The sequence below is a fragment of the Kineosporia sp. NBRC 101731 genome (assembly GCF_030269305.1).
Lineage (GTDB): Bacteria > Actinomycetota > Actinomycetes > Actinomycetales > Kineosporiaceae > Kineosporia.
Genome location: NZ_BSTC01000007.1, coordinates 223,799 through 237,298, shown reverse-complemented (window position 1 = coordinate 237,298; position 13,500 = coordinate 223,799). Strand labels below are relative to the sequence as shown.

Here is a 13,500-nt window from a genome sequence, read left to right as displayed (position 1 = left end):
CGACGTATGTCTGCGAACATCGGAATCCGCGGCACCGGTTCCTACCTGCCCGAGCGGATCGTGAGTAACGCCGAGATCGCGGTGGCCGCCGGCGTCGATCCCGGCTGGATCGAGAGCCGGACCGGCATCCGCGAGCGCCGCCGGGCCGCGCCCGGTCAGGCGACCTCGGACCTGGCCGCTGCCGCCGCCGACCGGGCCCTGACGGCGGCCGGCATCTGCGCCTCCGACCTGGATCACATCATCGTCGCCACCTCCACCCCCGATCACCCCCAGCCGGCCACCGCCAGCATCGTTCAGCACCTGGTCGGGGCCCGTAACGCCGCCGCCGTCGACGTCAACGCCGTCTGCAGCGGGTTCGTCTACGCGCTGGCCATGGCCGAGGGGCTGCTGCGGACCGGCGGTGGTACCGGGCACGCCCTGGTGATCGGCGCCGACATCTACTCCCGGATCCTGGACTACTCCGACCGTAAGACCGCCGTCCTGTTCGGCGACGGGGCCGGGGCGGTCGTGCTCGGCCCGGTCCCGCCCGCCCACGGGCTGATCCGGACGCATCTGCGCGGGCACGGGGACGAGCACACGCTGATCAGTGTCCCGGCCGGGGGCAGCCGCCGGCCGGCAACGGAAAGCACCCTGCGCGACGGTGACCACTACTTCAAGATGGACGGGCGGGGTGTGCGCGACTTCGTGGGCCGTCAGGTGCCGGCCGCCATCCACGACCTCCTGTCCAGCAGCGGGATCGCCGCCACCGACGTCGAGCATCTGGTGCCGCACCAGGCCAACGGCGTCATGCTGAACGACCTGTCGCGCACGCTCGGTCTGGGGGCGGCGAACCTGCACCTGACCGTGGGCCATTACGGGAACACCGGTTCCGCGTCCATCCCGGTCACGCTCGACGAGGCCGCCCGCGCCGGGCGGATCGCCCCGGGCGACCTGTTGCTGCTGGCCGGGTTCGGCGGGGGCATGAACCTCGGGGTCACCCTCGGGCGCTGGAGCATGCACCCTCCGGCGGGCCCGCGTTCGGATGTCAGGCCACTGGCCCGGGACATGGGGCGGGACGTGGGCCGGGACATGGGCCGGGACATGGTCCTGGCGCGGTGAACCGCACGGCACAATAACCATCCGCCCGACTTTCCGAAAGGTACGCATATGTCCGCGTTGCTCCCCGACAAGGGTGCACCTCGCCTGCTCGCCGTCGCGACCCTGGTGAACATGACCGGGTACGGGATCTACCTGACCGCAGGGGTTCTCTACTTCACCCGGATCGTGGACCTGTCGGCCGGGCAGATCGGGGCCGGCCTGAGCGCCGCCGGCGCGGTCGCCCTGCTGTCGGGCATTCCCGCCGGACACCTGGCCGACCGGCTCGGCGCCCGCAGCGTCTACACCGCCACCCTGCTGATCGGCGCGGTGGCGATGGCAGGCCTGTGCGTCGCGAACGACTTCTGGTCGTTCCTGATCTTCGTCAGTCTGGGCAGCATCGCCCAGACCGCCGGGCCGGCCGCCCGCAGTCCCCTGATCCAGGAGTACGGCGGGGACCGGCCGGCGAAGTTCCGGGGCTACCTGCGCTCGGTGACGAACCTCGGGATCGCGGCCGGTGCCCTGTTCGCCGGCTGGGGGGTCGCGGTCGACACCGACAACGCCTACGTCCTGCTGATCGCCGGCAGTGCCCTGTCCTACGCCGCCTGCGCGGCGATCGTGCTCTTCCTGCCCCGGGTCGCCCCCCGCCCGTCCGGGGCCGGCCCGCGCTGGATCGCCTTGCGCGATCGTCCTTACCTGGTTCTCACCGTGCTCGACGGCCTGATGGCCGTGCAGTACCGGGTGCTCACCGCAGCCGTCCCGCTGTGGCTGGTCAGCCGCACGGACACCCCGCACTGGACGGTGTCGGCGGTCATGCTCGTCAACACCGCGATCGTCGTTCTCTTCCAGGTCCGGGTGGGATCGGGCGTCGACACCCCCGGCGCCGGCGCGAACGCCTTCCGGAAGGCCGGTTTCGCCTTCTTCATCTCCTGTGCGGCCATCTCCCTGATGGCGGGGGCGGCGACCTGGTTGGCGATGCTCCTGCTGCTGACCGCGGTCGTCGTCCACACGATCGGGGAGATCTGGCACTCAGCAGGCGGTTTCGAACTCTCCTTCACCCTGGCCCCGGCGCATGCGGTGGGCCAGTACCAGGGACTGTTCGGTATGGGCCTCGGGCTGGGAGTGAGCATCGGGCCGGCGCTGCTCATCGCCCTGTGCATCCAGTGGGGCCGTCCCGGCTGGTGGGTGGTCGGTGCCCTGTTCGCGGTGACCGGCCTGGCCGTACCGGCCACGGTGCGGTGGGCCGAACGCGTTCGCGAGCGGGCCGTCGCGCAGCCGGAACCCTCTACGGTCTGAAGGGCACTGAAGGGCTCTGAAGGGCACGGCCTTCCGGTTCCCGCTCCGGAAGACCGTGCGCCTACCGGTTTCCCTGACGGGCGTTGTAGACCAGCGGGCTCCCCGAGCCGTACTCGCCGAAGGTCCGGATCGCCCCGTCCCGCAGCACGTCCGACTCGATCGTGAGGCCTCGCGCGGCGAACTGATCACGCCAGTCCTCGCGCACCGGCCCCTCGTCGAACCCGGTCAGCTGCTCGCACTCGGGGCCCTCGCCGGCGATCACCAGATGCCCGACGCCGGACCACAACGTGGCCCCCAGACACATCGTGCAGGGCCGCCAGTTGACCACCAGTTCGGTGGCGGGACGGCCGGCCGCGCCCAGGTCCCAGTTGCCGGCCACCTGCTGGGCCAGGCTCAGGGCCACCACCTCGGCGTGCACCGAGGACAGGCCGCTGAGCAGGACGACGTTGACGCCTACCGCCAGCACCCGGCCGGTGTCCCGTTCGGCGACCAGCGCCGCGAACGGGCCGCCGCTGCCCTCCCGGTGATTGCGGTCGGCCAGCCGGTGCACCAGCGCCATCCGTTCCTGGGCCGTGGGCAGGTGCGCCGGTACGTCGCGGATCTCGCCCGCCACCCAGTCCGGCAGGCTCACCGAGAACGACGTGGCCCGATCACTCATCTCCATGCCGGGTATTCAACCTCACGCCGAACCGGGCAGTCTTCTCACCCCGTCAGCCCACTCCCACCGCCGACCACGATGTTCTCGCCGGTGACGTAACCCGCCGCCGGGAAGGCCAGGAACGCGACCACCTCAGCCACCTCGGGGGCGGTGCCGAGCCGCCCCAGGGGCACACCGGCCGAGACGGACTCGGTGACCTGGGCGAGCATGACGGCCGGCACGACGGTGTTCGCGGCGGGCAGGTCGCGGCGTGATCACGAACAAAGGGGCGGGGTCATACTCCCCACCCCCACCCGGGGCACGTTCGTCACCGCCGTGACAACCGCCGGGACAACCCCCGTGACAACCGCCGGGTGGCCCGGTCCTGATCGGACCGGGCCACCCGCACCACTGCCACTCTCAGCGGCCGCCAGGATCGGCGTCCACCATGGTCAGCTCTTGTTCTCGCCGTAGTAGGCCGCGCGCATCAGCTGCTGCATGTCGTCGAGCATCGGCATGCGCGGGTTGGCCGGCGCACACTGGTCCTCGTAGGCGTTGAGTGCCTGCTGCGGCAGCGAGGCCAGGAAGGCCTGCTCGTCGATGCCGATCTCGGCGAACGACGACTCGATACCGACCGTGGTGCGCAGCTTCTCGACCGCCGTGGCCAGTACCTCCACGGCCTCCTCAGGCGTGGACGCGCTCAGGCCGAGCATGCGGGCGATGTCGGCGAACCGCTCCGGCGCCCGGTAGCTCTCGTACTTCGGCCAGCCCGACAGCTTCGTCGGGGCCGAGCCGTTGTAGCGGATCACGTGCGGCAGCAGCACCGCGTTGGTACGACCGTGCGCGACGTGGAACGTGGCGCCGAGCGTGTGCGACATGGCGTGCACGATACCGAGGAACGCACTGCCGAAGGCCATTCCGGCGATGGTCGCGGCATTGTGCATGCGCTCGCGAGCTTCGCTCTCACCGTTCAGCACGGACTGCTCGAGGTTCTCGAAGATCAGCCGGATCGCGTGCAGGGCCAGACCGTCGGTGAAGTCGTTGGCGTACACCGACACGTAGGCCTCGATGGCGTGCGTGAGGGCGTCGAAACCACTGTCGGCGGCGATCTTGCGCGGCATGCTCGCCGTCAGCGCCGGGTCGACGATCGCGACGGTCGGGGTGAGGGCGTAGTCGGCGAGCGGGTACTTCTTCCCGGTGCGCTGATCGGTGATGACCGCGAACGGGGTCACCTCAGCGCCGGTTCCGGAGGTGGTCGGCACACAGACCAGCTGGGCCTTCTCACCGAGCGCGGGGAAGGCGAAGGCCCGCTTGCGGATGTCGAAGAACTTCTCCCGCATGTCCTCGAAGTCGACCTCGGGGTGCTCGTAGCGCAGCCACATCACCTTGGCCGCGTCCATCGCCGATCCGCCACCGAGCGCGATGATCGTGTCCGGCCGGAAGGAGCGCATCAGTTCCGCGCCCCGGTCGACGGTCGTCATCTGCGGTTCGGGTTCCACGTCGTCGATGATCTGCAGCACGACCCGGTTCGGGCGCTGCTGGAGCACCCGGTCGATGCGCTCGACGAAGCCCAGGCGGGTCATGGTGGGGTCGGTGACGATCGTGACCCGGTGCACGTCGGGCATGTCCGAGAGGTAGCGGATGGCGTGCGGCTCGAAGTAGATCCGCGAGGGCACCTTGAACCACTGCATGTTGTTGGTGCGCCTTCCGATCCGCTTGATGTTGATCAGGTTGACCGCGGAGACGTTGTTCGACACCGAGTTGTGCCCGTAGCTGCCGCAGCCGAGGGTGAGCGAAGGGACGAAGGAGTTGTACATGTCGCCGATGCCGCCCTGCGAGGACGGCGAGTTCCAGATCACCCGCACGGCCTTGACCCGCTTGCCGAACTCGACGACCAGGTCCTCGTCCTGGGTGTGGATCACGGCGCTGTGGCCGAGGCCGTGGAACTCCACCATCTGCGTGGAGGCCTGCAGTCCCTCCTCACGGGAGCCGACCCGCAGTACGGCCAGGACCGGGCACAGCTTCTCCCGGGTCAGCGGCTCGTTCGGGCCGACCTCGCCGACCTCGGCGAGGATGATCGAGGTGTCGGCGGGTACCGTGAAGCCGGCCTGCTCGGCGATCCAGACCGGCGGCTTGCCCACCACGTCGGGGTTGAGCTTGGCTCCGCTGCAAGACTTCCCGTAGGCGGTCGCGCCGAAGATGAACTTCTCCAGCTTCCGCTTCTCGTCCTTGGTGGCCCGGTAGGCGTGCAGGTGACCGAACTCGGCCAGGGCGGCGTCGTAGATCTCCTCGTCGAGGATGACGGCCTGCTCGGACGCGCAGATCATGCCGTTGTCGAACGACTTGGACAGCACGATGTCGTTGACGGCCCGCTTCAGCTTGGCGCTCTTCTCGATCCAGGCGGGCACGTTGCCCGCACCGACACCGAGAGCCGGCTTGCCCGCCGAGTACGCCGCCCGGACCATGGCGTTGCCACCGGTCGCGAGGATCGTGGAGATGCCCGGGTGGTGCATGAGAGCCGTGGTCGCCTCGACCGAGGGCCGGTCGATCCACTGGATGCAGTGCTCGGGTGCCCCGGCCGCGACCGCGGCGTCACGCACGATGCGGGCCGCCTCGACGCTGCACTGCTGGGCCGAGGGGTGGAACGCGAACACGATCGGGTTACGGGTCTTCAGGGCCAGCAGAGCCTTGAAGATCGCCGTCGACGTGGGGTTGGTGACCGGCGTGATCCCGGCGATCACGCCCACCGGGTCGGCGATCTCGGTGATCCCGGTGATGTCGTCCTGGCTGATCACGCCGACGGTGCGAAGTTTCGCCATGCTGTGCGTGACGTGCTCACAGGCGAAGATGTTCTTGACGGCCTTGTCCTCGAAGACACCGCGGCCCGTCTCCTCCACCGCGAGCTGCGCCAGGGCGGCGTGCCGGTCCAGCGCCGCGACGGAGGCCTTCTTGACGATGTGGTCGATCGTCTCCTGATCGAAGGCACCGTACTCGTCAAGGGCCTTCAGCCCAGCCTCGACCAGGGTTTCAACCATGACCGCTACGTCGCGCTGGTTTTCGGTCGGGACTGCGGCAGGGAGCTGCTCCGCGGTCATTGTTCACCTCAGATGATGTTGTGACTCGCCGTCTGTTGGTACACGACAAGCCTGTCGCCACCCCGCCCCGGCCACAGGAGTCGGTGGTCCCGACCCGACCGGCGCAGGTCCCGTCACGGTGACGGGATACGGCACGAACCGGCCCTGGACAGAACCTTCAACCAACACCTGTCGTTCAATTGCCCTAGGGGTTCGGCTCGTCCTTCACCTGGCGGGAGAGCTTTCCCATGTCACCCTCATCCGGCAGAAAGGGGTTCACCGAGGCGTACCGGGCCGCGACGTCCTGCCGGTGACGCTCCCACCACGGACCGGAACCGTTTCCGGGCAGGGGGAAGCACAGAAGGTGGTTCGAAGGGAACGACCGGGCCGGGGCCCGCAGGTCAGGACGCGGCGGTGCGCAGCGCCTGGGCCAGTCGCGGCGAGACGGCCTGTACCTCGGGCCGGGCCCGCCAGCGGTTGAGCGCCCGGCCCAGGTGCCGTAGGTCGTGCCGCACGGTGGCGGAGTCGACGTACTCGGCGTCGTCCAGTACCTGGTGCGCGAGCGTGCAGGCGGTGTCCGGGTCACCGGCACCGGCTGCGGCCAGGGCCAGGCGGCCCTTCACCCGGGCCCGGGCCCGGCGGGCGTGCTGCGGCACCCGCGCCAGATGCCGTTCGAGCACCGGGACCGCCTCGCGCGAGCGGCCCAGGTCGTGCAGGCACCAGCCGAGCACGAGGTCGCTGGGGTTGGCGACCGTCGTCGGCCCCAGCGGGGTGTTGACACCGATGGCCCGGTCGAAGAGGACGTCGGCCCGGTCGAGGGCCCGCCGGCAGTCGTCGTACCGGCCCTGCAACGCCAGTCCCTGGGCCTGACGCTGCAGGGCCAGGGCCCCCACACGCGTCGAGGACGGGCCACCGGCCGGCGCCTCGTGCTCGGCCCGGGTGGCGAGGGCGACGGTGGACACGGCGTCGTCGCGGTACAGGGCCGCGTTGGCGTGCCGGATGTGGGCGTAGGCCGCCAGTTCCCGGTCGCCGGCCGCGTCGGCGCAACTCACGGCCAGATCGGTCCAGCGGACCATGGCCCGGTCGTCGCCGGACTCCTGAGCCATCCACCCGGTGTACTCGGCGAAGCGTGACGTGAGCATCAGCAGCGCGCCCCGGTCGTCCGCCCGGGCGGCCCGGGCCAGCGCCAGCAGCGTCTGCACCTGGATGTCGAGGATCGGCAGCAGCAGGCCCGGGGGCTGGTTCTGGCCGAGCTTGCGCAGCTCGGCGAGCATCGCGGTGAACCCGGTCGTGATCGATCCGTCGGCGGCCACCGTGGCCAGCCGTTCGGGGCCGGCTGCGGCCAGAAGGGGAAGGGAACCACCGATGGCCAGGACCTCGCGGCGGCCGAGGGTGGGACCGGGCCTGCCGTCGTCGGCCACGTCTACGCCACCGTCTGGATCAGAAGCTCGGCAAGCTTCGGAAAGCTCTGAGGTGGAGACGGTTTCGGCCAGACGGCGGAGCTCTCCCCCGGCACCGAGAGCGGCGTCGCAGAGTCGGACCAGGTCGGGGCCGGGCCGCTTGGAACCGTTCTCGATCTTGCTGAGGTAGCCCTTGCTGTAGTGGACGCGGTCGGCGAGACCGCCCAGGGAGAGACCGGACGCCAGTCGCCGGCGCCGGATCTGCGCGCCGATGGACGCCGGGCCGGATTCTGGGTGCATGAGCTCTCCCCGTGACCTGCGGTCAGGCCGAAATAATACGTCGTCGTGCTTTTTCTCGGCAGGCAATCGTTCATCACGACCCGCTCTCCCTGTACCGGTGCTGCCCACCCGGTCCTGGAGGGTGGCGGCTTCTGATACCGATCGTGGTCCCGGAATCGGCACTGCACCAGGGGTTTCCTATTGCCCACCCGCGCGTTTCCCAGGTCCCGGGGTGGAGGGCAACGGGAAACGGCTTGCCGGAGGCATCAGGGCCGGGCGAGGCCGGCTAGGCGGCGGGCACCCGGGCCGGTACCGGTCGGCTGAGAGCCACCCACAGCCCCAGCGCGATGACGACGTTGAGCACGATCCGGCCCATCGCGTCGGTCAGCGACGCATCACCTTGAGGGTGCAGCGCGACATAGTTGACGGCCGCGACCACCGAGACGACGGCGAAGGCGGTGAAACCTGACAACACCGCGATCCGCACGGACTCCGGGATGCTCGGCGGAACCAGAACCGCCGCGACGATGATCAGGACGGCGATGGCGACCGGGACGGTGAACCAGTGGTTCTTACCTGTCACCTGCAGGAACTGGCCCATCAGGATCAAGATTCCACCGGTCGCGACCGTGGACGGGTTGCGTGCGTGCCGGGGTTCGGACGCGGGTCGGCCCCGAACCCAGAGGCCCACGGCTACCAGGAGCACCACGCCCGAGAGAACAGCCACCCAGACACCCATTCCGATGACGAAGGGGTATTCATTGTCCAGGAGCTGACGCCGGACCCAGAGGGGATCGAAGACGGCAACCACACCGGCGAGCGCGACCAGCCCCATGGCGACTGCTTCGAACGTCCCGCGCAGGAGCCAGTAGAGGGCCGTGCCCAGACCGGCGAGCGCGAGGACACCGCGGGGGAAGAGCACCGAGTACTCCCACTCGTCCCAGCCGAGCTCCACCGCCCGCTCGTGATCCACCCAGGGCAGCCAGAGGGAGAGCAGGAGTAACGCCAGGCCAGTCAGAACCAGCCACAAGGAAACACTTTGGCCCGGGGCGGTCTGCTCGACCGAGCCACCGACGGACGTCTGGCCGCCTGTATGCGGGCGGTCCTGCGTCTTCTGGTGCATCTGCAGCCCGGGCACCCGCTGCCGCAACCGCTCGACCAGCAGGCCGATGTCGGAGTCTGCCTCTTTGTGGCTGAGGCGGATGTACTGCCGGTCGGCGATGGCCCGGATGTCATCGGGCAGTTCGTCGGGTGACAGGGGCCGCACCCCGTCGACCAGCACCGGCACGATCAGGAGCCCGTTCTCCAGGGCCAGCCGGATCTCCCGGCGCACCCAGTCACCGGGCTCGTCGATGCGGCGCAGTCCTCCTTCGCGTTGTTCGAGCCAGCGTGGGCCGATCACGGCGAGCAGGACGGACGCGTTGGTGACGCCGAGCCGGATCCGTTCCGGGAACGACTCTCCCATCTGCATCGTCCGACTCGCCCGGAATACCTGGTCGGGGCCGAAGACGATCGACAGTTCCCGGTCGAGCACGACGGACCATCCCGGATCCTCACTGCGGTAGGTGATGAAGATCCGAGCCACCGATCAACCCCCGGTCGATGAGGCCACCGCCCGTGCGGTGACGCGCCGTGACCAGCATAGACGTTTTGCGTTAATAGAGACTTTTCGTAGGGTCAACGGACCTCAAGGGATGTGCCGGGCGGCGGTCCTGGGACCTACGCCTCTGACACGACGTCCGGCCCGGGGGGACCGTGAACCCATGACGAGCTCGCCGGCCCCCGAACATCTCTCCCCGAGCAGTTGCTGGGAGTACCTGCGCTCGAGCGACCTCGGGCGGCTGGCCGTGGTCGTGGCCGGCCGGCCCGACATCTTCCCCATCAACTACGCGGTGGACCACGGCTGTGTCCTGGTCCGCACCGCGGACGGGACGAAGCTCTCCGCGGCGCTCGGGGGCGACGTCGCCTTCGAGGCCGACGGCTTTGCTCCCGGCACCGGTCAGGCCTGGAGTGTGGTGCTGCGGGGCCGGGCCGAGGAACTGGTGCACCTCGACGAGCTCCTGGCCGTGGACGACCTCCCGCTGAACCCGCTGCACGGCGCACCGAAGAACCGGTTCCTGCGGATCGTGCCCGACGAGATCAGCGGACGCCGGTTCGTCACGATCGGGTCCGACATCTGGAAGGGCCCCCTGACGGGTTCCCGGCGGGTCCCGCGGGAGTGATCCGGCCGGGCCCGGCGGCGGCATCGGTGACCTTCGTCCCGCGAACGGGTGCCCACCGGCCGCTCCGGTCCGTCGAGTGACCTGAAAGTCTCATTTCGTCAGCCGGTTTCTTCGATCGAGGAGACGATCATGGCTCTGCACTTCAGCACCCGCCCGGCGAACGACAATCACCAGCTGCCTCCGCCGGAGGCCGCCCGCACCGCCCCCGCGCACGGCGCCGTGATGACCACCCGCGCGGCCCCCGTCCTGGCCGTCACCCGCATCGCCACCGGATTCGTCTTCCTCTGGGCGTTCCTGGACAAGACCTTCGGATGGCACTACGCCACCCCGGGCGCCAAGGCCTGGATCGACGGCGGCTCACCGACCCGGGGTTTCCTGTCCAACGTCGAGGTCGGCCCGTTCCAGTCGATGTTCCGCGACTGGGCCGGCGCCACCTGGGCGGACTGGGCGTTCATGATCGGTCTCGCCGGTGTCGGGATCGCCGTGATCGCCGGGGTGGCCCTGCGGATCGCCGCGACCAGCGGCACCATCATGATGCTCATGATGTGGGCCGCCGAATGGCCACTGGCCCAGCACACCAGTGGCGGCGCGCCCAGCATGTCCACCAACCCGCTCATCGACTACCACATCATTTTCGCGCTCGTCCTCATCATCAGCGCCCTCACCTACGCGGGGAACACCTGGGGTCTGGGCCGGATCTGGAACGCCCTTCCCCTCGTCGAACGCTACCCCTGGCTGCGATGACGGAAGAGGACGGAACGGCTCCCGGGCAGCGGTGGGTGACCTCGTCACCCACCGCTTTCGTCTGTCCGGACGACCATCCGAACTGTCCGGGCCGTCCGGGCCATAGCCTTTCCGGGGAATGCTCCCCCGGCAGGGGTCCGGCCCACGGGTTCAGCGCCGCGGACCGGCCTCCTGCCGGCGGGCTCAGCCTTCCGTGATCCGGCTGTCCAGGGTCCAGTTCCGGACCTCGGGCAGGTCTTCCAGGTGCTCGACCACGTAGTCCGCGTGCTCGTCCAGCCGGGCCTGACACCAGGCCTTCAGCTCGCTGGCCCCCGGCGGTGTGCGCCGGGCGTTGTTCAGTGCGTCCATCACCAGGTGATAACGCGAGACCCGGTTGCGCACGACCATGTCGAAGGGCGTCGTGGTCGTTCCCTCGTCGATGAAACCGCGCACCCGGAACCGGTCCGCGTCCGGGCGCCCGTGCACCAGCTGATGAATCGCACCGGGATACCCGTGGAAGGCGAACACGACGTCCACATGATCGGTGAACAGCTCCTTGAACAGGGTCTCGTCCATACCGTGCGGATGGTCCCGGCGCCGGGCCAGCGTCATCAGGTCCACGACGTTCACCACCCGGGTGCGCAGGTGCGGCAGCTTCTCTCTCAGAATAGCTGCGGCAGCTACCGTTTCCATGGTCACGACATCACCGGCGCAGGCCAGGACGATGTCCGGGTCGGCGCGGCCGTCGTCGGTACCGGCCCACGACCAGACGCCCGCGCCGCGGGTGCAGTGCTCGATCGCCTCGTCCATCGTCAGGTACTGCAGCTGCGGCTGCTTGTCGATGACGATCAGGTTGACGTACGAGCGCGAGCGCAGACAGTGATCGGCGACCGAGAGCAGACAGTTGGCGTCCGGCGGCAGATAGACCCGGGCGACATTGCCGCGGGAGGTGATGACGTTCTGGATGAGCCCCGGACCCTGGTGGCTGAAACCGTTGTGATCGTTGCGCCAGGCCGTCGAGGTGAGCAGGATGTTCAGGCTGGGTACCGGCGCTCGCCAGGGCAGGGCGGCCGCTTCCTCCAGCCACTTGCTGTGCTGGATCGTCTGGGAGGCACTCACCATGGCGAACGCCTCGTAGGAGGCGAAGACGCCGTGCCGGCCGGTGAGGGTGTAGGCCTCCAGCCAGCCGTGGCAGTTGTGCTCGGACAGGACCTCCATCACCCGCCCGTCCACGGACAGCGAGACGTCGTACGGCGTGGTGCGTTCGGCGAACGCGCGGTCGCTGACCTCGAAGACCGCGCCGAGCCGGTTGGAGTTCGTCTCGTCCGGGCAGAACAACCGGAAGCGGTCGGGGTTGTCCCGGTAGATCTCCCGCATCATCTCCCCGAACTTCCGGGTCGACTCCAGGTACACGCTGGCCGGCGACGGGACATCGACGGCGAAGGCACGGAAGTCCGGCAGATCGAGGTCTTGCGTGAGCAGGCCGCCGTTGGCGTGCGGGGTGGCGCTCATCCGCAGGTCGCCCTCCGGGTTGGCCCGCCGGACCAGCTCGGTCGGCGCGCCGTCGTCGTCGAAGAGCTCCTGCGGCCGGTAGGAACGCAACCAGGTCTCCAGCAGGGCCAGGTGCTCGGGATTGTCCCGGACACCGGACAACGGCACCTGGTGGGAGCGGTACGTCCCCTGGATCTGGACGCCGTCGACGACGTCCGGACCGGTCCAGCCCTTCGGCGTCCGCAGGACGATGAGGGGCCAGTGGGGACGCACGCCGTCCCAGGAACCTTCCCGGGCCGCCGCCTGGATGCCCCGGATGCTCGCCCAGGCCCGGGCCAGGGCCTCGGCGAACCGGTCATGCATACCGGGGAGGTCGGAGCCCTCGACCTCGATCACCTCGTAGCCGTGACCCTGCAGGAGTGAGCGCACCTCGGCCGGGTCCTTACGGCCCAGCACGGTCGGACCGGAGATCTTCGCTCCGTTCAGGTGCAGGATCGGCAGCACGGCGCCGTCGCGGGCCGGGTTCAGGAAGGAAATGCCCTTCCAGGCTCCCTCCAGCGGTCCGGTCTCGGCCTCGCCGTCACCCACGACCGCCAGGGCGATGAGGTCGGGGTTGTCCATCACCGCCCCGAACGCGTGCACCAGCACGTAGCCGAGCTCGCCACCCTCGTGAATGGATCCGGGGGTCGTCACCGAGACATGGCTGGGGATGCCGCCGGGGGCCGAGAACTGACGGAACAGCCGGTGCAGGCCGTCGGCGTCCTGACCGATCCGCGGATAGGTCTGGGAGTAGGTGCCTTCCAGGTATCCCGCCGCGACCAGGGCCGGCCCGCCGTGTCCCGGACCGGCCAGGTAGAGCATCTCCTGACCGGTGTGACGGATCAGCCGGGAGGCATGGGCGTAGATGAACGACAGACCGGGACTGGTGCCCCAGTGCCCGAGCAGCCGCGGCTTGATGTGCTCGGGCCGCAGCGGTTCACGCAGCAGGGGATTGGCCATCAGGTAGATCTGCCCGACGGTCAGGTAGTTGTTCGCCCGCCACCAGGCATCCAGCTCCCGGACCTCCTCCGGGGCCGGACGGGCGAGGCGTTCCACCAGATCGTTTCCTGGTCGGCGGTTCACGTCGATGAGGCTCACGTCGCTGCTCCTCGAACTCGTGGGTCGCATCAGCAGGGCCGGGCCACACTGCCCGGGTTGCCTGATCGCGGACGGGTCCCACCCTCCTCCGCACAGGTCCCCGGCGACACCGCCGAACGTCCCGAATCACTGCACCGGCGTGGCCTGGTTCGCCGGCCGGCCCGACC

10 protein-coding genes are annotated in these 13,500 nt (G+C 69.5%); 4 read left to right on the top strand and 6 right to left on the bottom strand.

What is annotated here, in order from left to right; genetic code table 11:
- Positions 1–6: 6 nt before the first annotated feature.
- The gene (locus QSK05_RS21105; protein ID WP_285598993.1) at positions 7–1,098 is read left to right on the top strand and encodes a 3-oxoacyl-ACP synthase III family protein; all 1,092 of its coding nucleotides are present in this window, start codon (positions 7–9) and stop codon (positions 1,096–1,098) included.
- Positions 1,099–1,146: 48 nt separating this feature from the next.
- Positions 1,147–2,370, top strand: coding sequence for an MFS transporter (locus QSK05_RS21100; RefSeq protein ID WP_285598992.1), 1,224 nt, complete (start codon positions 1,147–1,149; stop codon positions 2,368–2,370).
- A 61-nt stretch (positions 2,371–2,431) separates the two neighbouring features.
- Here the strand turns inward: QSK05_RS21100 and QSK05_RS21095 are convergent, their stop codons facing one another.
- The 5 genes from QSK05_RS21095 to QSK05_RS21075 all read right to left on the bottom strand — a co-directional run bounded on the left by QSK05_RS21095 (position 2,432) and on the right by QSK05_RS21075 (position 9,345).
- Complete coding sequence (locus tag QSK05_RS21095) at positions 2,432–3,028, bottom strand: nucleoside deaminase (protein ID WP_352302121.1); 597 nt, start codon at positions 3,026–3,028, stop codon at positions 2,432–2,434.
- Positions 3,029–3,072: 44 nt separating this feature from the next.
- Positions 3,073–3,249: an SDR family oxidoreductase gene (locus QSK05_RS21090; protein WP_285598990.1), complete on the bottom strand. Its 177-nt coding sequence runs from the start codon at positions 3,247–3,249 to the stop codon at positions 3,073–3,075.
- 210 nt (positions 3,250–3,459) lie between these two features.
- Positions 3,460–6,102 carry a bifunctional acetaldehyde-CoA/alcohol dehydrogenase gene (adhE, locus tag QSK05_RS21085; RefSeq protein ID WP_285598989.1) on the bottom strand — a complete coding sequence of 881 codons (2,643 nt, stop codon included), beginning with the start codon at positions 6,100–6,102 and terminating at the stop codon, positions 3,460–3,462.
- A gap of 380 nt (positions 6,103–6,482) precedes the next feature.
- Positions 6,483–7,781: a helix-turn-helix domain-containing protein gene (locus QSK05_RS21080; protein WP_285598988.1), complete on the bottom strand. Its 1,299-nt coding sequence runs from the start codon at positions 7,779–7,781 to the stop codon at positions 6,483–6,485.
- A gap of 265 nt (positions 7,782–8,046) precedes the next feature.
- On the bottom strand, positions 8,047–9,345 hold the full coding sequence (locus tag QSK05_RS21075) for a toll/interleukin-1 receptor domain-containing protein (RefSeq protein ID WP_285598987.1): 1,299 nt from the start codon (positions 9,343–9,345) through the stop codon (positions 8,047–8,049).
- Between the two features lie 178 nt (positions 9,346–9,523).
- Here QSK05_RS21075 and QSK05_RS21070 point away from each other — a divergent pair, with 178 nt between their 5' ends.
- Together QSK05_RS21070 and QSK05_RS21065 are read left to right on the top strand one after the other, a co-directional pair.
- The gene (locus QSK05_RS21070; RefSeq protein ID WP_285598986.1) at positions 9,524–9,982 is read left to right on the top strand and encodes a pyridoxamine 5'-phosphate oxidase family protein; all 459 of its coding nucleotides are present in this window, start codon (positions 9,524–9,526) and stop codon (positions 9,980–9,982) included.
- Between the two features lie 129 nt (positions 9,983–10,111).
- Positions 10,112–10,726 (top strand): DoxX family membrane protein, encoded by a 615-nt coding sequence (locus QSK05_RS21065; RefSeq protein WP_285598985.1) that lies wholly within the window; start codon positions 10,112–10,114, stop codon positions 10,724–10,726.
- Between the two features lie 183 nt (positions 10,727–10,909).
- Here QSK05_RS21065 and QSK05_RS21060 read toward each other — a convergent pair whose 3' ends face one another.
- Complete coding sequence (locus tag QSK05_RS21060; protein ID WP_352302118.1) at positions 10,910–13,294, bottom strand: phosphoketolase family protein; 2,385 nt, start codon at positions 13,292–13,294, stop codon at positions 10,910–10,912.
- Positions 13,295–13,500: the final 206 nt, after the last annotated feature.